Source organism: Aeromonas sp., assembly GCF_050633025.1.
GTDB lineage: Bacteria > Pseudomonadota > Gammaproteobacteria > Enterobacterales > Aeromonadaceae > Aeromonas.
On the sequence record NZ_JBODRQ010000022.1, the window covers coordinates 12,950 to 35,778 of the forward strand.

A 22,829-nucleotide genomic window follows, 5' to 3' on the forward strand; every position below is an offset into this window, starting at 1 on the left:
TTATCTGCCCATTCGTCCATGTAAATCGCCCGAGGGTGCAGCACTCTCAGGGGGCAAGTATACCCAAATCCGGTTCGATAACCCTTAACACGATCAATATCCGATTGTTTGGCCATCACAATATGACAAATACCTTCTCTGTTTGGTTGCTGGCGGCGCGTTTGCGCACCTTGCCGCTCGCCTGCTCCTCCATCCTGCTGGGGTCGGGACTGGCTGCCAGTCGTGGCGCCTTCGATGGCACTATCATGGCGCTCTCCCTGCTGACCGCCATCCTGCTGCAGATCCTCTCCAATCTGGCCAACGATTACGGCGATGCGGTCTCCGGCGCCGACAACGGTGAGCGGATCGGCCCGCAGCGGGCGGTGGTCTCCGGTCTTATCACCAAAAAGCAGATGTGTGTGGCGATGGCGCTGACCGCGCTGGCGGCGGTGGCCAGTGGCCTGCTGTTGCTCGGTTGCGCCTTCGGTGGCCAGTGGCTGCAGATCCTGGCATTTGTAGTGCTGGGTGGCGCGGCCATCGTCGCGGCGGTGACCTACACCGTCGGCAAGACTCCCTACGGCTATCGCGGGTTTGGCGACATCTCGGTGTTCCTCTTCTTCGGCCTGCAGGGGGTGCTCGGCTCTTACTACCTCTTTACCAAGACGCTGGAGTGGGATCTGCTATTGCCTGCCACCGCCTGTGGTCTGCTGGCCACCGCCGTGCTCAATATCAACAATGTGCGCGACATCGAGACCGACGCCGCCAGCGGCAAGATCACCCTGGCGGTGCGCCTTGGCCGCAACCGCGCCATCGCTTATCACTGGGTACTGCTGGGGGCGGCGTTGCTGGTAACCATCGCCTTTATCCTGATCCAGCCCGCCAGTTTCTGGCCGTGGATCTTCCTGCCCGCCATGAAGCCCCTCAGCGATGCGGCCCGCACCTTGCGCGAAAGCTACGATGGCGAGGTGTTGACCGGTGCCCTAAAGAAGACCGCCATCAGCGCGTTTCTGTTCAGCCTGCTGCTCTCCATCGGGTTGGCGCTCTCCTGACAGATCACCACCGGTTGCCAACGCGAACCATGAAAAGGGCCCCTGTACCGGGAGCCCTTTGTTGTCAGAACTCCGTGGTTAGCCAAGGTTGAGAAACCATTTATCCCGCTCCTCAACGCAGTCGGGTTCACCCATTTCGAATTCGCGGCAGATCAGCGGCCGTACCTCATAGATACGGCACATCATGGTGTTGCGGTCGAGGGCGGCGCACCAGCCATCGTCCAGCCGGCGCATGACCGGTATCTCGCCTTCCCGTTCCAGTACATAACGGTCCGGCACGCCGGTATCGGTAAAGAGCATCACTTCGAGGCGGCAGCAGCAGGCTTCGCAGTTCTGGCAGCTCACATCGGTTTGGATTGCTTGGGTCATGGTGCCTGTCTTGCCGCATGGCGGCATCGGAGATATGAAACAGGCGCCTGTCAGGCGCCTGTGGTCTGGCTAACGGCTTGCAAAGAACCTTAGCCCAGTTTGCGGGCGCGGTAGCTGCGACCCTTGATCTTGCCTTCCTGCAACCGCTTGAGGGCGGCGCTCGCCACGCTGCGCTTCACCGCGACGTAAGAGTACTGCTCGGAGATCTGGATCTTGCCCACGTCGGCACCGGCAATGCCGCCTTCACCGGTCAGGGCGCCCAGGATGTCACCGGCCCGCACCTTGGTCTTGCGACCTGCATCGATGGAAAGGGTCACCATCTGCGGGGCGATCGGCTTGATGTCGCGGCCGATGCTGTCGAGATCACCCAGCGGCATCGGAGCCTGCTGGTACTCTTCGATAAAGTTGACGCGCTGGGCCTCGTTCGGCTGATAGAGACTCAGGGCCAGACCCTGCTGGCCGGCACGACCGGTACGACCGATGCGGTGCACGTGCACTTCCGGATCATAGGTCAGCTCGTAGTTGATGACGGCGCCCAGCTCCTTGATGTCGAGGCCGCGGGCCGCCACATCGGTGGCCACCAGAATGGTGGCGCTGCCGTTGGCAAAGCGCACCAGCACCTGATCCCGCTCCCGCTGTTCCAGATCGCCGTTCAGCGCCAGCGCCGAGAAGCCCTTGGCAGCCAGATGGTCGGCCACGTCGTTACAGGCGCGCTTGGTGTTGCAGAACACCACGCAGGAGCTGGGCTGGTAGTGGTTCAGCAACCAGGTGAGGGCGTCGAGGCGCTGACCGGCAGGCACTTCGTAAAGCTTCTGTTCGATGGCGCTCCCCTCGTGCAGGGACTCCACGCTCACCTCGACCGGATTGCGCTGCACGCCGCGGCTCATCTGGGCGATCCCTTCCGGATAGGTCGCGGAGAAGAGCAGGGTCTGACGCTGCTGGGGGGCATAGCTGATGACCCGGTTGATATCTTCGCCAAAGCCCATGTCCAGCATGCGATCCGCTTCATCCAGCACCAGCGTCTTGAGGCCGGATAGCTCCAGCGTGCCTTGCTCCAGATGCTTGAGAATGCGACCCGGGGTGCCGACGGCAATGTGGGCACCAAAGCTCAGGGTAGCGGACTGCGGTGCGGTCGGGGTGCCGCCGCACAGGGTCACCAGCTTGACGTTGGGCAGGGCGCGCGCCAGACGACGGATCTCCTGAGCCACCTGATCCGCCAGTTCGCGGGTCGGGCAGAGTACCAGCGCCTGCACTTCAAGGCGGTTTACGTTGAGCTTGGCCAGCAGGCCGAGGCCGAAGGCGGCGGTCTTGCCGCTGCCGGTTTTTGCCTTGGCGATCAGGTCTTTGCCGTCGAGCACCAGGGGCAGGCTCTGGGCCTGGATCGGGGTCATCTGCAGATAACCCAGGGTGGTGAGGTTCTCGAGCAGGGCGGGGGATAGGTTCAGGCTGCTAAATTCGCTGTTGTTCACAAAAGGACTCTATTTCGGAGAAAACGGGGATGCGCGAGCGCTAAGGCCGCGCATCATACCAGAATGTGGCACCGGATGTGGCGGATTTTTGAACGGTTGGCCACGATGGGGGATGCAGACACTTGTTGTCAAAAAGATCGCGGGTGATAACTGATAATTCGAAAAGATTATTTTTTAAGCGTCAAGATAATTGTTTATCAAGAGTAAACGTTTTTCTGTTTTTTCAATATCATAAATATAATGAATGAGAAATATTCCATGAACAGTCATCGTCTCAAATGGATGTTACCAAAATGCTATCTGATTTTTTCAAAAAAACACAAAACGGAACGAATGTTTCATAACGTTATGTTTTTTCTTTGTTTTTATTATTTTGTTGCGTGATTAATATTGGTTTTTTTATTTTTTAATTTAAAAACGTTTTTATTATTCCGCCCCCATAATATTGTGCAGTATTGTGATGTTCATCTGATTTTTAAATGTGCAAATGTCTATGATGGCGCCAGTCAAAAATTACAATTTACTCAGGTGCTACAGGTATGGAATATATTCACTTTGTGCTCGGACTGGTTATGGTCCTCGCTCTCTCTCTGCTGGCTAACCGCCACAACTGGAAACAGATCAAACTGCGTTACATTGGCCAACTGCTGGTGGTCGAACTGGCGCTGGCCTGGTTCATGCTGAACTCCGAAGTGGGTCTGGCGGTAGTGGGGGGCTTTGCGGCCGGCTTCACCAAGTTGATGGAGTTTGCCAAGCAGGGTACCGATTTCGTGTTCGGTGGTCTGGTCAATGAAGGGGCCTTCTCCTTCTTCCTGATGGTGCTGATGCCCATCGTCTTCATCTCCGTGCTGATCGGTATTCTGCAGTACATCCGTCTGCTGCCGCTGGTGATCCGCGGTATCGGTACCGTGCTGGCCAAGATCAATGGCATGGGCAAGCTGGAGTCTTTCAACGCCATCAGCTCGATGATCGTCGGTCAATCCGAGAACTTCATCGCCCTCAAGAACATCCTGCCTCACCTGAACGAGAAGCAGATGTACACCCTGGCTGCGACGGCGATGTCTACCGTCTCCATGTCCATCGTTGGTGCCTACATGCAGCTGATCGAGCCGCGCTACGTGGTTGCCGCGCTGGTGCTCAACATGTTCAGTACCTTCGTGGTGCTCTCTCTGATCAACCCCTACGAGCCGGATAACTCCGTGACCGACATCAAGGCCATTGCTGAAGGTGACGAGCACCACACACCGAAGAAAGAGAATTTCTTCGAGATGCTGGGTGAGTACATCATGGCCGGTTTCACCGTTGCCGTGATCGTGGGTGCCATGCTGGTAGGCTTCATCGCCCTGATCGCTCTCATCAACTACCTGTTCGAGATGGCATTTGGCGTGAACTTCCAGTTCGTCATGGGCTACCTCTTCTACCCGATCGCCTGGATCCTGGGTATCCCGAGTGGTGAAGCGCTGCAAGCCGGCTCCATCATGGCGACCAAGCTGGTGACCAACGAGTTCGTTGCCATGATGGATCTGGGCAAGATTGCTGCCGATCTCTCTCCGCGTACCGTCGGCATCCTCTCCATCTTCATGGTCTCTTTCGCCAACTTTAGCTCCATCGGCATCATCGCCGGTGCGGTAAAAGCGCTGAACGAAGAGAAGGGCAACATGGTTTCCCGCTTCGGTCTGAAGCTGGTCTACGGTTCTACCTTGGTCAGCCTGCTCTCTGCTGTTATCGCAGGCATCATGATCTGATCCTCTAGTGGCTCGTGCCACTGTTTGGGCTCCTGACCTCGTCAGGGGCCCTTTTTGTTTGGCTATGTCCCAATTACGTGTTGCATGAGGTGCTAGGGCGCCCTATGCAACACGTAATTGGGACATAGCCTTATGAAGAGGGTTGGTGGCTGGTGATCAGCACCCTGGATATCCGGCTCGAACCGCTGGCCGGGAATCAGGAGGTCAACCACGGCTTTGCCGTTGGCGAAAATCTGCGTAGCTACTATCTCGACTGGCAGGTGTTCTGGCAGACCGATCGTGCCGAAGTTGAGGCCCTGCTCAACTGCTTCTGGCGTGCTTACGACGGTGAGGGGCACAAAGCCGAGGCGCTGGCCCTGTTTGAGCTGAATGAGGGGGCGAGTCAGGAGGCGATCCGCCGCCGCTGGCGGGAGCTGGCACTGCAACACCATCCGGATCGGGGCGTCAATGCCGAGACCTTTATCCGCATCCGCTGGGCATGGGAGGTCCTGCGGGGATGATTCCGTTGCCGCATATAAAGAGCAGGCATAGACTGGAGCTGGATATTCCCCACAGGAGAGCATCATGACAGTCAGTGAACTTCGTAAGCTCTATCAGCAACAGATCCTGCACGAGGCCGAAATCCTCCACGATGTGGCCATTCCCGGCTGGCTCATTGAATTCAGAGGCAAGGATGGCGCCCTCTACGAGCTGACCGACACCCTTGGCTGCCCGGTCAGTTTCGGCACCGTCGAGCAGGCCCGCGAACATCTGCATCAGGTGGCCGACTGCCCGGTTCAGGTGGAGCACCTCTACCGCTTCTTCGAACGCTAGCGCCACCCACCACACAGTAAAAAGGCTCCCGAGGGAGCCTTTTGTTAATCCGGTTGCTTTCTATTCCGGTTGCAGCGGTTCCGCCACCTTGCCCTCCAGCTTTCTGACCGGCTTTTGCAGGATCAGGTTGGCCGGATAAGTGACCAGATCGCCGTTGTCATCGCGCACCCGCACATAGAAGAGGCCGATCTCGGTGATGACGCCGGTGACCGAATCATCCTTGTCGAGGATGCGGATCCGGTCGCCAATCTTGTAGGGGAAGGCGAAGAAGATGGTGATGCTGGCGGTGATGTTGGAGAGGATTGACCACTGGGCCACCATGGCGACCCCCAGCACGGCAAAGAAGGAGGAGGCGAGCACCACCAGTCGAGAGAAGTCGAGCCCCCACACCCCGGCCAGCACCAGCAGGGTGGCGCAGCCGAGCAGGAAGTGGAACACATGGGCCACGTAGAGCACCCGGTTCTCGCTCACCTGCCTGCTCTGGCCGAGCGCCAGCAGACTCTTGTGAATAAGCCGCCGGATCAGGGTATGACCCAGCAACAGCAACAGCAACAGGGTCAGGCCAATCGATTGCCACATGGGTTATGCCCCCTTACCACCAGCGCCGATGCTTGAGCCAGATCGCCAGCCCGCTTGCCAGCGCCACCAAGGATCCACAGAAAACCCAGAAGGCGGTCGGGCTCTCGGCCCCCGGCATTCCACCGAGGTTGATGCCAAACAGGCCGGTCAGGAAGCTGGCAGGCAGAAAGAGCAGCGCCATCACCGACATCTGGTAGGCGCGGCGGTTGGTCGCCTCCGCCATCAGATTGTTGATCTCGTCTGCCAGCACAGCGGTGCGCGCCACCCCGGCATCGAGGTCATCGAGCCAGCGCCGCAGCCGATCGGCGATATCGAGCAGACGACGGCGATCATCCTCATCCAGCCAGCTGATCTTCTCGTTGGCCAGCCGCGCCACCAGATCCCGCTGGGGGGAGAGGTAGCGGCGGATCATGATGAGCTGCTTGCGGATCAGCGCCAGCCGGCCATTGGCGGGCATGTCGCGCATCAGCACCATCTCCTCCAGATCGAGGATCTTGTCGTGCAGCTCCTCGACAAACTCCCCCGCCCGGTCGGTCAGGGCATCGCAGATCTCCACCAGCCAGTCGGCCGGGGTAGCGGCTCCGCCCCCCAGCCTGAGCTGGTTGAAGACATCCTGTTCTGAGAGCAGCGGACGACGACGGCTGCTGATGATGAGATCCGGGGTGATGAAGATACGCAGCGCCACCATCTCTTCGGGCCTGTGATCCTTGTTGTGGTTGATGCCGCGCAGGATCAGCAGCACCGTTTCCCCCATCCGCACCAGCTTGGGACGATTGCTCTGGCCGAGCAGCGACTCCCTGGCCGCCTCGCTGAGCAAGGGGGTCTGCAACAGCCAGCGCGCCGAATCGGGATTGCCGTAATCCAGATGCAGCCAGCCGGGATGCGCCGCCGGGACTTCGCTTCCCGCCGTCAGCGGCGCCATGCCACCCTTGCCATCCAGAGTCAGGGCATAAATCACTTCACCGGGCACCCGATCCATCTCATCTCCTTCTCGTTTCATGTGCAGGCCCCAGCTTACACCAAAGGCGGGGCCGACTCAGCCCCGCGCGGGGAAGGGGAGGCCTGTGTTAACATGGCCGCTCTCGTTTTCCATCCGCTTTCACTACAGGAAACCATGCCATGCCCATCTGGGTTGATGCCGATGCCTGCCCCATTCCGGTCAAGGAGATCCTCTACCGCGCCGCCCACCGCGCCCAGGTCGTCACCACCCTGGTGGCCAATCAGGGGTTGCGGGTGCCCCCCTCGCCCTTCATCAAAACCCAGCAGGTGGAGAAGGGATTCGATGTGGCAGATCATGTCATCGCCCAGCAGGTTCAGCCCGGCGATCTGGTGATCACCGGCGATATTCCCCTCGCCTCCTGGGTGATCGATGCTGGCGGCGAGGCACTCAATCCCCGCGGCGAGATCTACACCCGCGAGACCATCAAGGCGCGTCTTGGCATGCGCAACTTTATGGAAGAGCTGCGCTCAGCCGGCGTGCAGACCGGCGGCCCGGCCCCCTTAAATGCTGCCGACAAGCAGCGTTTTGCCAACGCCCTCGACAAGTGGCTGGTCAAAGGCAAGCTGTAAAGAGACCCTAAAGGCGCCCAATATGGGCGCTTTTTCGCCGTAACATCCTGATTTTTAAAATAAGAGCTGACCACAACTATCAGGCTGGTAAGATGCGCCGCCATCTTGTCCACGCCGTAATCATCATGACCGCCCAAGGGCACCTGCTCTTCTCCGTTACCTGCACCCTGATCGCCCATAAACTGCAGCTCACTCCGGCGCTGGCCGATGCCAGCCTGTGGCAGACCATCCCTGCCGCGCTGGCCAGCGCCCTGCTGCCGGATCTCGACCACCCCAAATCGGTGCTGGGGCAGCGCCTGCCGTGGATCTCGAAACCTCTGTCGCGGCTGTTCGGCCATCGTGGCTTCACCCACAGTCTGCTGGCGGTCGCCGCCGCCGTCTGGGGGCTGAACCAGAGCCTGCCGCCGGACACCCTGCCCATGGGGGTCAAGGATGCCCTGATCGTCGGCTACCTCAGCCATCTGCTGGGGGACTGGCTCACCCCGGCGGGCATTCCGCTCTTCTGGCCCATCAAACGCCGTTACCGCCTGCCGGGCTGGCCGCTGCGCAGTGGCGGCGCCATCGAAACCGGCTTTTGCACCCTCACCCTGCTGGCCGCGGGATGGTGGTACGGCTGGCGCCTGTAAGCCAAAACAAAAGGCTCTGTCCCAATTACGTCTGAACATGCTGCGTGCCGAGACCACGCGCAAAGCCAGCTTGCGGAAGAAACAGCAATTTGCAGGCATGAGCAGCGACTATCTCGAAAAGGTGTTAACGGCAGGGTTGTCGAAGCTGGTCCAAACCTAACAATTTGTTCACGCTCTCGCCCTGGGTGGGCGTCCCAGATTTCTCCGTGGCAGCCACTGTCATTCCTGTCTGATCGGGTTCGGGCCAGCCATTTTATTGGCCCCTGCCAGCGCGAACAGTTGAATCAGCAACGCGGCTGATAATGCAAAGGACCCCGCCATCATGGATGGCGGGGTCCTTCTCTTTTGGCGAAATGAATGGCTCTTTTTCAGACGGGCAACCTGGCGCCTGTTGCGACATTTGCCCTATTGTCAGCTTTCCCTCACCCTAACCCTCTCCCAAGGGGAGAGGGGATCTGCACCTGCCACTCTGTAGCCGTAGCTGTCACGCATTCCAAAATTGCTGCGGTCTGGGCTCCCTTCTCCCCTTGCGGGAGAAGGGTCGGGGATGAGGGGAGCAAACCGCCGACAAGCAGCAGAACGTTAAAGGAAACAGAGAGAAGTAGGGTCGATTAGCGAAGCGTAATCGTCCGCACCGCAATCCCGGTAGCGATGGACATAGAGAAGAGATCAGCTGGAACCCCGGCAGAATTACGGCAACCTGTTTGCGCGATCGTCTGATTACGCTTCGCTAATCAGACCTAATGGCCGTGTAACTTATCCTATTTATTGAACCCTACTCTCTTTACATGCTATTAATCTACATTTCAGATAAACATGCATAATCGGCATGATTTAGGTGTATATATGGATAGTGATAAATTGAAAGAGTATGCTTATGGAAACCTAGCCTCTATATTTTGGTCAGGATTTCTACTGTTCGGTGGTGCAATATTTGTTTATTACTATGCAAATATAGGATACATGCCTGACTTTGATTTCAAATCATCGGTCACACTGCTTGCTGCTGCATCAATCACAGCAATGATTATAGTCATCCTGTTTATTACAATCCTGATATTACCAGGTTTGTTTTGGTCTAACACTTGGGCTAATGAATCACCAATAAAGAGTAACTGGGAGGATGAAGATGGGCATAAAATACTTTACAAAACGGCACTTTGGTTTGGACTGCCAATATTATCCCTCTATGGATTTCTAGCAATCCTCACATTAAGCTGGCTCATTTCAATTCCATATTTAATATGCGTGATAATCACTTCCCACTTAATTATTTACAAGAGGTCAACACTAAGTAAGAAGCAATCATTAGAAGAAACATCAAAAATGATTTTTTCTTCCTTCGTTTGCGCTCTCTTAGCATTCATTCCAATATTTTTTGTACTGTCCATATCAGTTTCAAACTTAAGTACAAGTAAAGGCTCTCCTGCTTTAATTGGTCCTATTGTAGTTGGATTTATTGTTCTCACCAATATTCTCGTAACCGCCAAACCCAAAGGAATTAAAGGGGTAATATATTACCCTACATTAGGCACCATTGCCTTTTATGTGGTTTTTTCATCTTTTGAACTTTTCTATAGAATCCCAGAGAGAGTAATGGAAATATACAAATTTGGTTCTATAGATACAGAATCAATAATTTTAAACAACGAGGGTTGCAACACAGTACTGACCTTAGGCCTGATATCTAAGGTCACACCTGAAAAGCAATGTGTTCTTACTAATACAAAAATATTATCTCGCCTAGGTAAAGATATGTACCTAGAGATAGGTCATACAAGATTTACACTGAAAAACTCGGAGATCCTCTCTTGGTCAGTAAAGGAAAAATCTAAAAAACGTCATAATCACTCCGAAGATTAAACTGACCATATACTGTGAGTGTCTATCGATGACAATGACCTTACAGCGGATATGAAAAATATTTTTCCACATAAAAAGGGCGCTTTCGCGCCCTTTTATATTAATTACCCTTCCTGATTTTCCCCGGCTACCGGTTCAGCACCGGCGGCGGGTTCAATCTCGATGCGATCGACGCGCTGCAAACCGCGGGGTAACTTGGCGCCGCGGCGGCCGCGCTCGCCGCGGTAGTAGTCAAGGTCAGATGGCTTAAGAGTGAGCTTGCGCTTGCCGGCAAACAGGGTGACATATTGCCCCTGCGGGATGACGGCGGCCATCACCATAAACTCTTCCCGCGCCTTGACCCGCGCCGACGGAATGCTGATCAGCTTGTTGCCCTTGCCCTTGCCCTTGCCGAGTACCGGCAGGGTGTTGAGCGGGAACAGCAGCATGCGCCCCTCGTTGGAGATGGCCATGCAGAGATCGGTCTCCGGCGAGCCGATCCTCTGGGGTGCCATCACCAGACCCCCTTCCGGCACGGTGAGCAGCGCCTTGCCGTTCTTGTTCTTGCCGATGAGATCGTCATAGGTGCAGACAAAGCCGTAACCGGCGTCGCTGGCGATCAGATACGGCTCGCCTTCGTTGCCCATCACCAGATGGCGCACCTCTTCCCCTGCCCCCAGCGCAAAGCGGCCGGTGAGCGGTTCGCCCTGACTGCGGGCGGATGGCAGGGTGTGGGATTCGAGGGCGTAGGTTCTCCCCAACGTGGAGAGGAACACCGCCTGCTGGTTGCTGCGGCCACAGGCGTGGGCCAGATAGCTGTCCCCCGCCTTGTAGGAGAGCCCCTCGACATCCACATCGTGGCCCTTGGCGGCGCGCACCCACCCCTTGTCGGAGAGGATGACGGTGACCGGTTCGCTCGGCACCAGCTCCTTCTCGGTCAGCGCCACGGCAGTGGCGCGCTCCACCAGCGGGGTGCGGCGATCGTCGCCGTACTTCTCGGCATCGGCCAGCAGCTCTTTCTTGAGCAGGGTGTTGAGGCGACGCTCGGAGCCCAGGATCAGCTCCAGCTTGTCGCGCTCTTCGGCCAGTTCGTTCTGTTCGGCACGCAGCTTGAACTCTTCGAGCTTGGCCAGATGGCGCAGTTTCAGCTCGAGGATCGCTTCGGCCTGGGTCTCGGTAATGTTGAAACGCTCCACCATCACCTTGCCCGGCTCATCTTCGGTACGGATGATCTCGATCACCTCGTCGATGTTGAGGTAGGCGATCAGCAAGCCTTCGAGGATGTGCAGGCGAGCCAGCACCTTGTCGAGGCGGAATTGCAGACGGCGACGCACGGTCTCGCGGCGGAAGATGATCCACTCGGAGAGGATCATCTTGAGGGTCTTCACCTGCGGCCGGTTGTCGAGGCCGAGGATGTTGAGGTTGACCCGGTAGTTCTTCTCCAGATCCGTGGTGGCGAACAGATGGGCCATCAGCCCCTCTACATCCACCCGGTTGGAGCGGGGAATGATCACCAGACGGGTCGGGTTTTCGTGGTCAGATTCATCGCGCAGGTCGGTGACCATCGGCAGCTTTTTGGCCACCATCTGGGCGGCGATCTGCTCCATGATCTTGGCGCCGGAGGCCTGATGGGGCAGCGCGGTGATGACGATGTCGCCATCCTCCTCGCTCCAGACCGCCCGCTGCTTGATGGAGCCCTTGCCGGTCTCGTAGATTTTGCGGATATCGTTGCGCGGCGTGATGATCTCGGCGTTGGTCGGGTAGTCCGGCCCCTGAATGTGCGCCATCAATGCATCGAGCCCCGCATTGGGGTTGTCGAGCAGCTCGGCACAGGCGTAGGCCACTTCCCGCGCGTTGTGGGGCGGAATATCGGTCGCCATGCCCACCGCGATACCGGTCACCCCGTTGAGCAGGATGTGCGGCAGACGGGCGGGCAGCACCACCGGCTCCTTCATGGTGCCGTCAAAGTTCGGCGTCCACTCCACAGTGCCTTGCCCCAGCTCGGAGAGCAGCAGCTCGGAGAAGCGCGACAGGCGAGCTTCGGTATAACGCATCGCAGCGAAGGATTTGGGATCGTCCGGCGCACCCCAGTTGCCCTGACCATCCACCAGCGGGTAGCGGTAGGAGAAGGGCTGGGCCATCAGCACCATGGCTTCATAACAGGCGCTGTCGCCGTGGGGGTGGTACTTACCCAGCACGTCACCCACGGTACGGGCGGATTTCTTGTGCTTGGACAGCGCAGACAGCCCCAGCTCGCTCATGGCGTAGATGATGCGCCGCTGCACCGGTTTGAGGCCATCGCCGATATGCGGCAGGGCCCGATCCATGATGACGTACATGGAGTAGTTCAAGTAAGCCTGCTCGGTAAAGGTGCGCATTGGCTGGCGCTCTACCCCGTCCAGACTGAGCTCGATAGCATCACTCATGTGATTTTCTCTTTCGGTTCGGGAGCCGCCACAGGGCGACTCCGGCTAAATGCTTGCTGGCCCGCACAGGGCCAGCCGACGGCTTAGATGATGGCGAGGTTGCCCTTCTCTTCGAGCCACTCGCGGCGATCGCTCGCCCGCTTCTTGGCCAGCAGCATGTCCATCAGCTGCAGGGTCTCGTCAGCGGCATCCCCCTCATTCTCCCTTGCCGGCTCCATGGTGAGCTGCACCAGACGGCGGGTGTTGGGATCCATGGTGGTTTCCCGCAGCTGTTTCGGGTTCATTTCGCCCAAGCCCTTGAATCGGGTCACCATCACCTTGCCCTTCTTCTTCTCGGCAGAGGCCCCTTGCAGCACCCCGTTCTTCTCGTCCTCGTCGAGGGCGTAGTAGACCTCTTTACCGATATCGATCCGGTAGAGAGGCGGCATGGCGACATAGACGTGGCCCTTCTCCACCAGCGCGCGGAAATGCTTCACGAACAGGGCGCAGAGCAGGGTGGCGATGTGCAGACCGTCCGAGTCCGCATCCGCGAGGATGCACACCTTGCCGTAGCGCAGACCGGAGAGATCGTCGGAGTCGGGGTCAAGACCGATGGCCACGGAAATATCGTGCACCTCCTGCGAGGCGAGCACCTGACCGGCCTCTACCTCCCAGGTGTTCAGGATCTTGCCGCGCAGCGGCATGATGGCCTGAAACTCGCGATCCCGCGCCTGCTTGGCACTGCCGCCCGCGGAGTCACCCTCCACCAGGAACAGCTCCCCCTGCATGGGATCGGCGCAGCCACAGTCGGTCAGCTTGCCGGGCAGGGCCGGGCCCTGGGTAATCTTCTTGCGCACCACCGTCTTGGCGGCGCGCATCCGGCGCTGGGCGCTGGAGATGCAGAGCTCGGCGATCTGCTCCGCCAGCTCGGTGTTGCTGTTCAGATAGAGGCTGAAGGCATCCTTCACCACGCCGGAGACGAACGCCGAGCTCTGACGGGAAGAGAGCCGCTCCTTGGTCTGACCGGCGAACTGCGGATCCTGCATCTTGACCGAGAGGATGTAGGCGCAGCGATCCCAGATATCTTCCGGGGTCAGCTTGACCCCCCGCGGCAGCAGGTTGCGGAACTCGCAGAACTCGCGCATGGCATCGAGCAGGCCCTGACGCAGACCGTTGACGTGGGTGCCGCCCTGCGCGGTGGGAATGAGGTTCACATAGGATTCGGCGAGGCATTCGCCCCCTTCCGGCAACCAGCAGAGTGCCCAGTCCACCGCCGATTGTTCGGAGCTGAACGAGCCGATAAAGGGCTGCTCCGGCAGGCAGGTGTACTGTTTGACCGCATCGACCAGATAATCCTTGAGGCCATCTTCGTAGCACCACTCCAGCTTGATGCCGGTGTTCTTGTCGAGGAACTTGATGGTGAGGCCGGGGCAGAGCACGGCCTTGGCTTTGAGCAGGTGCTCCAGCTTGGTGACCGAGAACTTGGGCGAATCGAAGTAGCTCGCCTGCGGCCAGAAGCGCACCCGGGTGCCGGTGTTGCGGCGGCCGCAGGTGCCGGTGATGGTCAGCTCCTGCACCTTCTCGCCACGCTCGAAGGCGATGTCATAGACCTGACCGTCGCGACGCACCGTCACCTCGACCCGATCGGAGAGGGCGTTTACTACCGAAATACCCACCCCGTGCAGACCGCCGGAGAACTGGTAGTTCTTGTTGGAGAATTTACCGCCCGCGTGCAGCTTGCAGAGGATCAGCTCCACCCCGCACACCCCTTCCTCCGGGTGGATATCGACCGGCATACCGCGGCCGTCATCGATCACTTCGAGGGACTGGTCTTCATACAGGGTCACCTCCAGAGTACGGGCATGGCCCGCCAGCGCTTCATCGACGCTATTGTCGATGACCTCCTGGCCGAGGTGATTGGGCCGGGTGGTGTCGGTATACATGCCGGGGCGGCGACGCACCGGTTCAAGGCCATTGAGGACCTCAATGGCATCCGCATTGTATTGAGTAGACATGGAGGGCCTTGCGAATTGACGTTTGGAGGGAATCTTAACTGCTAGGCGGGGGCAGAACAAACTCCCCGCGCCTAAAGCTTGATCTGGAGAAGAACAAGCAGGGCGAAAGTGCCCTCATTGACTCAAAACCTGACTATAACCCGAGGAAGCGGACGATCTGGGCGGGGTAGCGTTCGAACGCCACAAAGGCGTGGTTGCCGCCACACTCCAGTGAGATACGGGCAAAACGGTATTCCTCCAGCGCCTTGCGATAGTCGAGCACCTCATCCCCCTGCTGTTGCAGGATCCAGAGTCGCTCCGGCGCCGTCACAGGTACCGCCAGTGCCTGCAGCTCGTCCATATGTTCAGACAGCAATTCGTACTGCTCCCCGGTATAGGGATTGGTCTGGGGGCCGAGGTAGTCACGCAGCAGCTCGTGCGGGCGCACCGCGGGATTGATCAGCGCGGCGCGGCAGCCGTACTGCTCGCTCACCCGGGTCGCCATAAAGCCGCCGAGGGAGCTGCCCACAACGCCGAGCTTGAATTCACTACCATAACGAACCTGCAGATTGGCAATGACCTGCGCGATAGCCGGCCAGGCGGCAGCCGGAATATTGGGCTGTGCCGGAATGATAACCTCGATGTCGGGCCGGTTGGCCGCCACCCAGGCAGCGATCTGCTGCGCCTTGGCGGAGCCCGGTGAGGAGTTGAAACCGTGCAGATAAAGGAGAACCGACTTCATGCAATGCCCTCCTCAATAACCGGTGGCGTTGGGGTCAGGCACAAACTGCCCCACCGGCAGGCGCCACACCTCGCTGGCCACCCGCCCATCCGGATAGAGGGTGAGATAGCGCCAACCCGGGCCGGATTCGTCCAGCGCGAAACCATCGGATAGCGGTTTGAACTGAATGCAAGTCGATGGGCTGGCAATCAGCCGCACCCCGCGGTGTACCTCGTCAAACTCCTGATGGACGTGACCAAACAGGATGGTCTTCTGCTGCGGATGGCGGGCCAGCACGGCGAACAGGTCATCGGCATTCTTGAGATTGTGCTGATCCAGCCAGGCGCAGCCCACCGGCACCGCCTGATGGTGCAGGGTGATAAGGGCGTGACGATCAGGATATTGGCGCAGGGCGCGGTCGAGGGCGGCCAGCTGGTGATCGCCAATCATGCCGTGGGGTTTGCCGCGCACCTGAGTGTCGAGCAGGATCACCTGCCAGTGGTCGCCCACCAGCTGCTTGGATTCGCTGATCCCGGCGGCATGGAGATATTCGGTCATCAGCGGGCTGTCATCGTGATTGCCCGGCAGCCAGTAGATGGGGCGGCCCAGGGGCGCCATCATGGAGGCGAAACGCTGATAGGATTCCGGGCTGTGATCCTGCGACAGATCGCCGGTCGCCAGAATCACCTCGTAGGGGTGTTCATTGGCTTGCACCTGTTCCAGCACGGCGGCCAGACTCTCTGCGGTGCGCACAGCCAACAGCCGCCCTTCGGCACTCGCGAAGAGGTGGGTGTCGGTAATTTGCAACAGGCGCACACTGCCGTCCTGCGCCTGGGGGAGCTCTGTTTCCAAAATCACGCTTCTTTTTATTTGTTCAACTGGAGATATTGATCGGGCTGGTACCATGTCTGAGACAAAATTTTAGCCATTCGGCCAGAAACAGATTTACCTGCTCCTTTTCGTCCCGCTGGTGCATCTTTTTATTGGGGTAATCATAACGTGGTTGCAAACGGGAAATCTGTTGCGCTGCACACACTTCCGCCATCCGCACGTCATGATACAAACGAATCTCTATCTGAGCTTGTAAATATTCGGGCAATTCGGGGTTGTGCTGGCTCAGGATCACCTGATTGGTGAAGCGACTCTCGCCAATGATGGTGAGCTGGAACTGCAGATCGTTGCCGACCCGATAGCGGCGCTCGGCGCCGACTTCCCCATCAGGCGGCAGCAGTTTCATCAATGCCATGTAGTTGACCTCGCAGGTTCGCTGCAAGGACATCAAATCCGGCACATAACGTTTGGTACGGGATTGAACTAACGGCATCGCAAAGCTCCATCAATCAACACCCGTGAGTAGTTGACCTCGCAGGTTCGCTGCAAGGACATCAGATCAGGCACATAGCGCCTGCTCTGTTGCAGGGTCAGCGCCACCTCAGCGATCCGCCAGCCAGCGGGCACGCAGCTCGCCATGGTTGAGGGCCAGCCACTGCAGGGCAATGACCGAGGCCGCATTGTCGATACGTCCCTCTTTGAGCCAGGCATAGGCCTGTTCGCGGCTCACCACGTGAACCCGGATATCCTCGCCTTCATCAGCCAGACCGTGCAGTCCCTCGGCCTTGCTGGCATCCACCTCGCCCACAAAGACCTCGATCCGCTCGGTGCTGCCGCCCGGGCTCACCAGATAGCTGATGGCATGCTCGCAGCGGGCCACCTCGATCCCGGCCTCTTCCACCGCTTCGCGGCGCACCACCGCCTCGGCGGTCTCCCCTTCGTCGATAATGCCGGCCACCAGCTCCAGCAGCCAGGGGGTCGGACTGGTCTCCATGGCGCCGATGCGGAACTGCTCCACCAGCACTATCTGGTCGCGCACCGGATCATAGGGCAGCAGTGCGGCGGCATGGCCCCGCTCGAACAGCTCGCGCACGATGGGCTGGTTCCAGCCGCCCGCAAATAACCGATGCTGCAGACGATAGACATTCACCTTGAAGAAGCCGTTATATCCAGCTGATTTTTCGATGATTTTCACATCATTGGCGGCGTAATGCCGATCTTGCGGCAAGGGTTGCTGCGACATCCGGGGCTCCCGTCAGCTTGACTTGTATCAGTTTGACCATAAAATCCGAGGAACATGAATGAACGTTCATTCACTCGGCGCACCATGGCAATGAGGGGTGGATTTTAGCAGCCACAGACCATTTGGCTAGGCGCGCGGGGAGAAAACTGCATCCTATTCTTGACGTTCCCGTTACCGGACCTGAGACTCTTAGCACTAAATTTTGCGTATAGTAGAGTGATTAAGCTGCAATCAAGCTTGGTCGGTGACAATATTTGCCCTCTCCAGCAACCGTTGTTGGTTACTACATAAGGTTAAAACCATCTATGAAAAGAACACTTTTGTCCGCCATGGTGTTGCTGGGCGTCAGTGCCGGTGCCCATGCCGAAAACCTGCTCGACATCTACCAGCAAGCCCAGATCAAAGACCCTCAGTTGCTGCAGTCCAAAGCCGTTCGCGACCAGGCCTTCGAGAAGATCAATGAATCCCGTGCAGCACTGTTACCACAGATCAATCTGGGAGCGGGCCTGAATTACCTGCAAAACAAGGGTGATACCCAAACAGGCACCACTGCCAGCGGCAATCTCTCACTGGATCAGTCCATCTACCGTCGCAGCAACTGGATCAACCTGGATATCACCGAGAAGAGCGCAACCCAGAATGACGTTGCCTATAACCTCGAGATCCAGAATCTGATGCTGCGGACCTCCAAAGCCTACTTTGATGTGCTCAAGGCGATGGATACTCTGGAGTTTGTGCGCGCCAACAAGGTTGCAGTAGAGCGCCAGCTGGAGCAGACCCAGCAGCGTTTCGAAGTGGGCCTGACCGCCATCACCGACGTTCATGAAGCGGAAGCCTCCCGCGACCAGGCGCTGGCTGACGAGATCAATGCTGAAAACGCGCTGGACAACAGCTACGAGATCCTGCGCGAGCTGACCGGTATCGATCACCGCAATCTGGATGTGCTGAACACCGATCGTTTCAGCCCGCAGAAGACCGCCTTCGGCTCCGACAAGTGGCTCGAGCTGGCACTGGACAAAAACCTGCAACTGCACAATGCCCGCATCGCCAAGGATATCGCCAAAGAGCAGATCGACCTGCAGAAGACGGGGCATGAACCCACCCTGGACCTGGGTGCCGGTCTGCAGACCAGCAATACCGATTACAAGAACGACACGCCGGGGATGAGCAGCGAAAACTCGCAAGGCAACATTGGTTTGACCTTCAAGCTGCCCATCTACAGCGGCGGAGCTACCAGCTCCAAGGTCAAACAGGCACAATTCAACTATGTCGCCGCTAGCGAATCACTGGAGAAGAGCTTCCGTTCGGTACAGAGCACTGTGCGATCCTCCTACAACAACGTAAATGCCAGCATCGGCTCGGTACGCGCCTACAGCCAGTCAGTAGTCTCCGCCGACAGCGCCCTGAAGGCGACCGAAGCCGGTTACGAAGTAGGTACCCGTACCATCGTCGACGTGCTGGACTCCACCCGCAAGCTCTACGAGGCGAAGCAGAAGCTCTCCGAGGCCCGCTACAACTACATCCTCAACATCCTGAGTCTGAAACAGGCTGCCGGTATTCTGGAAGCGCAGGATCTGGTGGAAGTAAACCAGGGTCTGATGCCGGCTACCGCAAAAGCCAAGACCAAAGCCTGATAGCCGTTATCGGGAATGAAAAAGGCGACCGCAAGGTCGCCTTTTTGTTATCCGTGTTGCTGTCGGCTTGCTGCCGCCGATAGTGAGTCCCGCCAGATTGTGGGGCCAGCAGCGCGTTAACCGCGCTCGCGAATCGTCTTGATGATGTCGGTGGTGGAGCAGCCATCCTCGAAGTTGAGAACGCGCACCTCGCCGCCATTGGCCGTCACTTCGGCGTAACCGGCGATATCTTCCGGCTTGTAGTCACCGCCCTTGACCAGCAGATCCGGCAGGATCTCGGCGATCAGGCGCTGCGGGGTATCTTCCCCGAACGGTACCACCCAATCCACCGCGCCCAGCGCAGCCAGTACGGCCATGCGGCGCTCGGTCGGGTTGACCGGACGACCCGGACCTTTCAGACGGCGAACCGATTCGTCGGTGTTGACCGCCACGATCAGGCGATCCCCCAGCTTGCCCGCGTTGGCGAGATAGGAGACGTGGCCAGCGTGCAGGATGTCGAAGCAACCGTTGGTCATCACCACCTTCTCGCCACGCAGACGGGCGGCACGAACCGCCACTTTCAGCTGGGCTTCGGACATGACGCCAAAGCCGGTCTCCTGCTCGGTATAGAGGGCGTTGGCCAGCTCGACCGGGCTGACGGTAGAAGTACCCAGCTTGCCAACCACGATACCGGCAGCGGTATTGGCCAGCGCACAGGCTTCGTCCAGGCTCTTGCCTGCCGCCAGTGAGGTAGCCAGAGTGGAGATGACGGTATCACCGGCACCGGTCACATCATAAACCTCGTGGGCCTGAGCCGGCAGATGCAGCTCCGGCTGACCTTCGCGGATCAGGGTCATACCGTTCTCGGAACGGGTGACCAGCAGGGCATCCAGCTCGAAGCGCCTGACCAGATCCAGCCCCTTGGCGACCAGCTCCTCTTCGCTCTTCACCTTGCCCACCACGGCCTCGAATTCGGACATGTTGGGGGTCAGCAGGGTGGCACCACGATACTTCTCGAAGTCGGTTCCCTTGGGGTCGACCAGCACCGGAATACCGGCGGCACGGGCACGCTGGATCATGCCGGGCACGTCGTTGAGAGCACCCTTGCCGTAGTCGGAGAGGATCATCACGTCGCTATTCGGCAGCGCCTGCTCGATCTTGCTCATCAGCAGGGTGGCATCGACAGAGTGGAAGGGCTCTTCAAAGTCCAGACGCAGCAACTGCTGGTTACGTGACAGCACCCGCAGCTTGGTGATGGTCGGGAAGTCGGCCAGACGAACGAAATCACAGGCCACCTTGACGCCAGCCATCTGACCGGCAAGCGCATCGGCCGCTTCATCCTGACCGGTCAGGCCAAGCAGCACAGCCCGAGCGCCAAGAGCAGCGGAGTTGAGGGCCACGTTGGCCGCGCCACCGGGACGCTCCTCAATGTGTTCAACCTTGACCACGGGCACCGGCGCCTCGGGTGAGATCCGACCGGTAGGGCCATGCCAGTAACGGTCCAACATGACATCGCCTACGACCAGAACGCGGGCTTTTTCAAAATCGGGCAGGGTGATCTTCATCTGTATCGACTCTCAAAACCTGAAAAATCAGCGGGCGATTTTATCACACTCTTTTATCCGGTGTAGAAAAAGCAGACCACAGTTGCCGCCGTTGTCACGCTAACCGGACGCAGGCTGCCCCTCTGACCAGCAGATAGCCATTCGCCCCAGCCCCCCCTTTTCGGCTAGAATCCCCCGATTGTTTTCGCAAGCAAAGAGATTCTCCATGGCCCATGACAACGCTCCCCGCCTAGAGCCCCGCCTGTTTCATCCCCGTTACTGGGCCAGCTGGTTCGGCCTCGGCCTGCTCTGGCTGCTGACCCTGCTGCCGTGGCGCAGCCAGATGTGGCTGGGTCGTCAGCTTGGTCGTCTCGCCGCCAGGATATTGAAGTCCAGGGTCAAGATTGCCCGTCGCAATCTGGAGCTGGCTATGCCGGAGCTGACCCGGGATGAGCGGGAGAAACTGCTTAAGGCAAACTTCGAGAGCGTGGGCTGCGCCGTATTCGAGGTGGGGATCGCCTGGTTCTGGCCGGACTGGCGGATGCGCAACCTGATGAAGGTGGAAGGGGAAGAGCACGTCATCGCCGCCATGGAAAAAGGTCAGGGCATGCTGCTGCTCTCCTGCCACTTCCTGACGCTGGAACTCAACGCCCGCTGTTTCGGGCTGGTGCGCCCCGGGGTCGGGGTCTATCGCCCCAACACCAACCAGGTGCTGGAGTATGCCCAGTATCACGGTCGCTGCGCCTCCAACAAATATCTGGTGGACCGGATGGACGTGAAGGGGATGATCAAGGCGCTACGCAACGGCGACGCCCTCTGGTACGCGCCGGATCACGACTATGGCTCCCACGCCAGCGTGTTCGCGCCCTACTTCGCTGTGGATCAGGCGGCCACCATCACCGGCACTGCAACCCTGGCGCGGGTGAAGAACACAGTCACCCTGCCCTGCTACAACATCCGCACCAGCGAGGGTTACACCCTGCATATCGGGGCACCGCTCGCCGACTACCCCAGCGGGGATGACATGATCGATGCGGCTCGCGCCAACCGCGAGATTGAAGCCGCCGTACGCAAGGCGCCGGAGCAGTACATGTGGCTCCATCGTCGCTTCAAGACCCGCCCCTTCCCCGAGGATGCAAGTTATTATTGAGTAACTCGCCCGGACACCGCAGTGATGCGGTGTCCGATTATTTATGGCTATGTCCCAATTACGTGTTGCATGGGGCGCCCTAGCGCCTCATGCAAACATGCTTTGATAGGTCGCTGCGAGTGGCTAATCAAGGATGATGAGATGCTGTGGCGGTTTCTGAGTGATGAGGATATTCCGCTGACCAACAATGAGGCGGAGCGAGCGCTGCGCGGCTATGTGCTGTGGCGAAAAGGGAGCTACGGGGTGTGTTCACACCGTGGGGAGTTGTTTCGCCAGCGAATACTGTCGTTGGTGGAGACGGCCAAACGACTGGGGCGTTGTCCAGAGGAGTGGCTACGCGCTGTCGTCCGTGCCTGCATCGAGAAAACGGATTACCCCATACCTGTCGAGTTGTGTACGTCAAGCCCCTGCCGGTGAACGGTGACTCCGCCAAGGGTGGCCGCGCCAAACCGAGCAACAGACGACCGGGCAAAAAAGCTCGCGACAAGGCCAAGGGATAAGCCTTTCGGCCATGGCCTGGGTCCGGCGACCCGGGCTGAGGTCGTAAGGGGCTGATGGCCCCAGGTTATATTCGCCAGCGCCTGATAGTCTTGGCGATAAAAAAATCCGAACCCTGTTACCGGGGTTCGGATTTTTTATGGTCAGCGAAAAGGGGGGTGGCTTAGCCATTCGTCGGAGAGCGGCCAAGCGCCGTGCCTGTGGCGAGGGGCATACTCCCTGCGGGATTGCCACGCTATTGGCCGCTACGTGGCACTAAGAAGGTGGGTGTCATATTTTTCACCTAGCGAATCACTCTTAAACAGCTTGTTATGTGCCTGTACTTAATCGCCAATTATGTCGTATGCAACAGTTTTATTGTAGTTACTTGCTGCGGTTGATTTAAGTAATTCGTTATACAAATGACCAAACGGTGAACAGTACCTCGCTACGATCGGCGCCCTTCCACCTTCCATGCCTATGTCGTGGCTATCAAGAGAGAATTCGACAATATGGTTTGATTTGATTTCTTTACAATCAAATTTATTTTTGGCATTTGGGTTATGAAATACGTACACGCCATCTAGTAAATCTTCAGGAGCTTCGATGTTAACTTCATGAACTTTGTAGTGTGGAGGCTCTGTGTCATACCTAACATTTAATACATGTGCAGGATCATATTGAATTGATTTACTCAATGAAGACAATTTCCCTAGGGTAAGGGTATTAGTAAAGATAATAGCTGAAACATCACGCATTTCTTCAGTGTTAAAAATAGCCAATCTTATGTCTGAATTTGTTCCCGGCTTCT

20 protein-coding genes and 3 pseudogenes are annotated in these 22,829 nt (G+C 58.1%); 11 read left to right on the forward strand and 12 right to left on the reverse strand.

The features are described from left to right. The first annotated feature begins 122 nt into the window (after positions 1-122). Positions 123-1,028: a 1,4-dihydroxy-2-naphthoate polyprenyltransferase gene (locus ACRAUW_RS05045; protein WP_431361415.1), complete on the forward strand. Its 906-nt coding sequence runs from the start codon at positions 123-125 to the stop codon at positions 1,026-1,028. Between the two features lie 78 nt (positions 1,029-1,106). On the opposite strand, the gene ACRAUW_RS05050 is transcribed toward ACRAUW_RS05045, so the two are convergent. Together ACRAUW_RS05050 and dbpA are read right to left on the reverse strand one after the other, a co-directional pair. Further along, complete coding sequence (locus ACRAUW_RS05050; protein ID WP_431361416.1) at positions 1,107-1,397, reverse strand: YkgJ family cysteine cluster protein; 291 nt, start codon at positions 1,395-1,397, stop codon at positions 1,107-1,109. Between the two features lie 89 nt (positions 1,398-1,486). After that, a complete protein-coding gene (dbpA, locus tag ACRAUW_RS05055; RefSeq protein ID WP_431361417.1) occupies positions 1,487-2,866 on the reverse strand; it encodes an ATP-dependent RNA helicase DbpA in 1,380 nt (459 codons plus the stop codon). Positions 2,867-3,405: 539 nt separating this feature from the next. Between dbpA and ACRAUW_RS05060 the strand changes: the two genes are divergently transcribed. The 3 genes and pseudogenes from ACRAUW_RS05060 to ACRAUW_RS05070 all read left to right on the forward strand — a co-directional run bounded on the left by ACRAUW_RS05060 (position 3,406) and on the right by ACRAUW_RS05070 (position 5,424). After that, positions 3,406-4,611, forward strand: coding sequence for a NupC/NupG family nucleoside CNT transporter (locus ACRAUW_RS05060; RefSeq protein ID WP_431361418.1), 1,206 nt, complete (start codon positions 3,406-3,408; stop codon positions 4,609-4,611). Positions 4,612-4,742: 131 nt separating this feature from the next. Further along, positions 4,743-5,111 (forward strand): annotated as a pseudogene (locus tag ACRAUW_RS05065) (DNA-J related domain-containing protein); the annotation flags it as partial. A gap of 64 nt (positions 5,112-5,175) precedes the next feature. Next, positions 5,176-5,424 (forward strand): hypothetical protein, encoded by a 249-nt coding sequence (locus tag ACRAUW_RS05070; protein ID WP_069526933.1) that lies wholly within the window; start codon positions 5,176-5,178, stop codon positions 5,422-5,424. 60 nt (positions 5,425-5,484) lie between these two features. Here the strand turns inward: ACRAUW_RS05070 and ACRAUW_RS05075 are convergent, their stop codons facing one another. Both ACRAUW_RS05075 and zntB read right to left on the reverse strand, forming a co-directional pair. Then, on the reverse strand, positions 5,485-6,003 hold the full coding sequence (locus tag ACRAUW_RS05075; RefSeq protein WP_431361419.1) for a mechanosensitive ion channel domain-containing protein: 519 nt from the start codon (positions 6,001-6,003) through the stop codon (positions 5,485-5,487). 13 nt (positions 6,004-6,016) lie between these two features. Further along, entirely contained in the window at positions 6,017-6,982 is a 966-nt protein-coding gene (zntB, locus tag ACRAUW_RS05080; protein ID WP_431361428.1) for a zinc transporter ZntB, read from the reverse strand. A 140-nt stretch (positions 6,983-7,122) separates the two neighbouring features. Between zntB and ACRAUW_RS05085 the strand changes: the two genes are divergently transcribed. The 4 genes and pseudogenes from ACRAUW_RS05085 to ACRAUW_RS05100 all read left to right on the forward strand — a co-directional run bounded on the left by ACRAUW_RS05085 (position 7,123) and on the right by ACRAUW_RS05100 (position 10,061). Further along, entirely contained in the window at positions 7,123-7,572 is a 450-nt protein-coding gene (locus ACRAUW_RS05085) for a YaiI/YqxD family protein (protein ID WP_124928468.1), read from the forward strand. A gap of 125 nt (positions 7,573-7,697) precedes the next feature. Continuing rightward, a complete protein-coding gene (locus ACRAUW_RS05090; RefSeq protein ID WP_431361429.1) occupies positions 7,698-8,198 on the forward strand; it encodes a metal-dependent hydrolase in 501 nt (166 codons plus the stop codon). Between the two features lie 28 nt (positions 8,199-8,226). After that, positions 8,227-8,358: pseudogene (locus ACRAUW_RS05095) on the forward strand (ISAs1 family transposase); the annotation flags it as partial. A gap of 686 nt (positions 8,359-9,044) precedes the next feature. Further along, the gene (locus ACRAUW_RS05100; protein ID WP_431361420.1) at positions 9,045-10,061 is read left to right on the forward strand and encodes a hypothetical protein; all 1,017 of its coding nucleotides are present in this window, start codon (positions 9,045-9,047) and stop codon (positions 10,059-10,061) included. A gap of 104 nt (positions 10,062-10,165) precedes the next feature. Here the strand turns inward: ACRAUW_RS05100 and parC are convergent, their stop codons facing one another. The 6 genes from parC to nudF form a co-directional block, all read right to left on the reverse strand. Further along, positions 10,166-12,466 (reverse strand): DNA topoisomerase IV subunit A, encoded by a 2,301-nt coding sequence (gene parC, locus ACRAUW_RS05105; protein WP_431361421.1) that lies wholly within the window; start codon positions 12,464-12,466, stop codon positions 10,166-10,168. Positions 12,467-12,549: 83 nt separating this feature from the next. Then, positions 12,550-14,460 carry a DNA topoisomerase IV subunit B gene (gene parE / locus ACRAUW_RS05110; protein WP_431361422.1) on the reverse strand — a complete coding sequence of 637 codons (1,911 nt, stop codon included), beginning with the start codon at positions 14,458-14,460 and terminating at the stop codon, positions 12,550-12,552. A 133-nt stretch (positions 14,461-14,593) separates the two neighbouring features. After that, positions 14,594-15,181 carry a YqiA/YcfP family alpha/beta fold hydrolase gene (locus ACRAUW_RS05115; protein WP_431361423.1) on the reverse strand — a complete coding sequence of 196 codons (588 nt, stop codon included), beginning with the start codon at positions 15,179-15,181 and terminating at the stop codon, positions 14,594-14,596. Between the two features lie 12 nt (positions 15,182-15,193). Further along, entirely contained in the window at positions 15,194-16,012 is an 819-nt protein-coding gene (gene cpdA, locus ACRAUW_RS05120) for a 3',5'-cyclic-AMP phosphodiesterase (RefSeq protein ID WP_041202814.1), read from the reverse strand. A gap of 22 nt (positions 16,013-16,034) precedes the next feature. Continuing rightward, the gene (locus tag ACRAUW_RS05125) at positions 16,035-16,484 is read right to left on the reverse strand and encodes a DUF1249 domain-containing protein (RefSeq protein ID WP_042052480.1); all 450 of its coding nucleotides are present in this window, start codon (positions 16,482-16,484) and stop codon (positions 16,035-16,037) included. Positions 16,485-16,592: 108 nt separating this feature from the next. After that, entirely contained in the window at positions 16,593-17,234 is a 642-nt protein-coding gene (gene nudF / locus ACRAUW_RS05130; RefSeq protein ID WP_167571318.1) for an ADP-ribose diphosphatase, read from the reverse strand. A 305-nt stretch (positions 17,235-17,539) separates the two neighbouring features. On the opposite strand from nudF, the gene tolC reads away from it, so the two are divergent. After that, positions 17,540-18,868 carry an outer membrane channel protein TolC gene (gene tolC / locus ACRAUW_RS05135; RefSeq protein ID WP_431361424.1) on the forward strand — a complete coding sequence of 443 codons (1,329 nt, stop codon included), beginning with the start codon at positions 17,540-17,542 and terminating at the stop codon, positions 18,866-18,868. Between the two features lie 116 nt (positions 18,869-18,984). Here tolC and hldE read toward each other — a convergent pair whose 3' ends face one another. Continuing rightward, positions 18,985-20,412 (reverse strand): bifunctional D-glycero-beta-D-manno-heptose-7-phosphate kinase/D-glycero-beta-D-manno-heptose 1-phosphate adenylyltransferase HldE, encoded by a 1,428-nt coding sequence (gene hldE / locus ACRAUW_RS05140; RefSeq protein ID WP_431361425.1) that lies wholly within the window; start codon positions 20,410-20,412, stop codon positions 18,985-18,987. A 205-nt stretch (positions 20,413-20,617) separates the two neighbouring features. Here hldE and lpxL point away from each other — a divergent pair, with 205 nt between their 5' ends. Together lpxL and ACRAUW_RS05150 are read left to right on the forward strand one after the other, a co-directional pair. After that, positions 20,618-21,541, forward strand: coding sequence for an LpxL/LpxP family Kdo(2)-lipid IV(A) lauroyl/palmitoleoyl acyltransferase (lpxL, locus tag ACRAUW_RS05145; protein ID WP_431361426.1), 924 nt, complete (start codon positions 20,618-20,620; stop codon positions 21,539-21,541). Between the two features lie 105 nt (positions 21,542-21,646). After that, positions 21,647-21,958 (forward strand): annotated as a pseudogene (locus ACRAUW_RS05150) (IS66 family transposase); the annotation flags it as partial. 404 nt (positions 21,959-22,362) lie between these two features. On the opposite strand, the gene ACRAUW_RS05155 reads toward ACRAUW_RS05150, so the two are convergent. Further along, positions 22,363-22,829: hypothetical protein (locus ACRAUW_RS05155; protein ID WP_431361427.1), on the reverse strand; the 467-nt coding region annotated here is incomplete at its 5' end.

Bases quoted from the DNA above. Each gene is read 5' to 3' on its own strand.
- ACRAUW_RS05075 (WP_431361419.1), bottom strand. From the start codon at position 6,003: ATGTGGCAATCGATTGGCCTGACCCTGTTGCTGTTGCTGTTGCTGGGT.
- hldE (WP_431361425.1), bottom strand. From the start codon at position 20,412: ATGAAGATCACCCTGCCCGATTTTGAAAAAGCCCGCGTTCTGGTCGTA.
- parC (WP_431361421.1), bottom strand. From the start codon at position 12,466: ATGAGTGATGCTATCGAGCTCAGTCTGGACGGGGTAGAGCGCCAGCCA.
- tolC (WP_431361424.1), top strand. From the start codon at position 17,540: ATGAAAAGAACACTTTTGTCCGCCATGGTGTTGCTGGGCGTCAGTGCC.
- ACRAUW_RS05085 (WP_124928468.1), top strand. From the start codon at position 7,123: ATGCCCATCTGGGTTGATGCCGATGCCTGCCCCATTCCGGTCAAGGAG.
- ACRAUW_RS05045 (WP_431361415.1), top strand. From the start codon at position 123: ATGACAAATACCTTCTCTGTTTGGTTGCTGGCGGCGCGTTTGCGCACC.
- ACRAUW_RS05050 (WP_431361416.1), bottom strand. From the start codon at position 1,397: ATGACCCAAGCAATCCAAACCGATGTGAGCTGCCAGAACTGCGAAGCC.
- nudF (WP_167571318.1), bottom strand. From the start codon at position 17,234: ATGTCGCAGCAACCCTTGCCGCAAGATCGGCATTACGCCGCCAATGAT.
- ACRAUW_RS05125 (WP_042052480.1), bottom strand. From the start codon at position 16,484: ATGCCGTTAGTTCAATCCCGTACCAAACGTTATGTGCCGGATTTGATG.
- lpxL (WP_431361426.1), top strand. From the start codon at position 20,618: ATGGCCCATGACAACGCTCCCCGCCTAGAGCCCCGCCTGTTTCATCCC.
- zntB (WP_431361428.1), bottom strand. From the start codon at position 6,982: ATGGATCGGGTGCCCGGTGAAGTGATTTATGCCCTGACTCTGGATGGC.
- ACRAUW_RS05100 (WP_431361420.1), top strand. From the start codon at position 9,045: ATGGATAGTGATAAATTGAAAGAGTATGCTTATGGAAACCTAGCCTCT.
- ACRAUW_RS05060 (WP_431361418.1), top strand. From the start codon at position 3,406: ATGGAATATATTCACTTTGTGCTCGGACTGGTTATGGTCCTCGCTCTC.
- parE (WP_431361422.1), bottom strand. From the start codon at position 14,460: ATGTCTACTCAATACAATGCGGATGCCATTGAGGTCCTCAATGGCCTT.
- ACRAUW_RS05115 (WP_431361423.1), bottom strand. From the start codon at position 15,181: ATGAAGTCGGTTCTCCTTTATCTGCACGGTTTCAACTCCTCACCGGGC.
- ACRAUW_RS05090 (WP_431361429.1), top strand. From the start codon at position 7,698: ATGACCGCCCAAGGGCACCTGCTCTTCTCCGTTACCTGCACCCTGATC.
- ACRAUW_RS05070 (WP_069526933.1), top strand. From the start codon at position 5,176: ATGACAGTCAGTGAACTTCGTAAGCTCTATCAGCAACAGATCCTGCAC.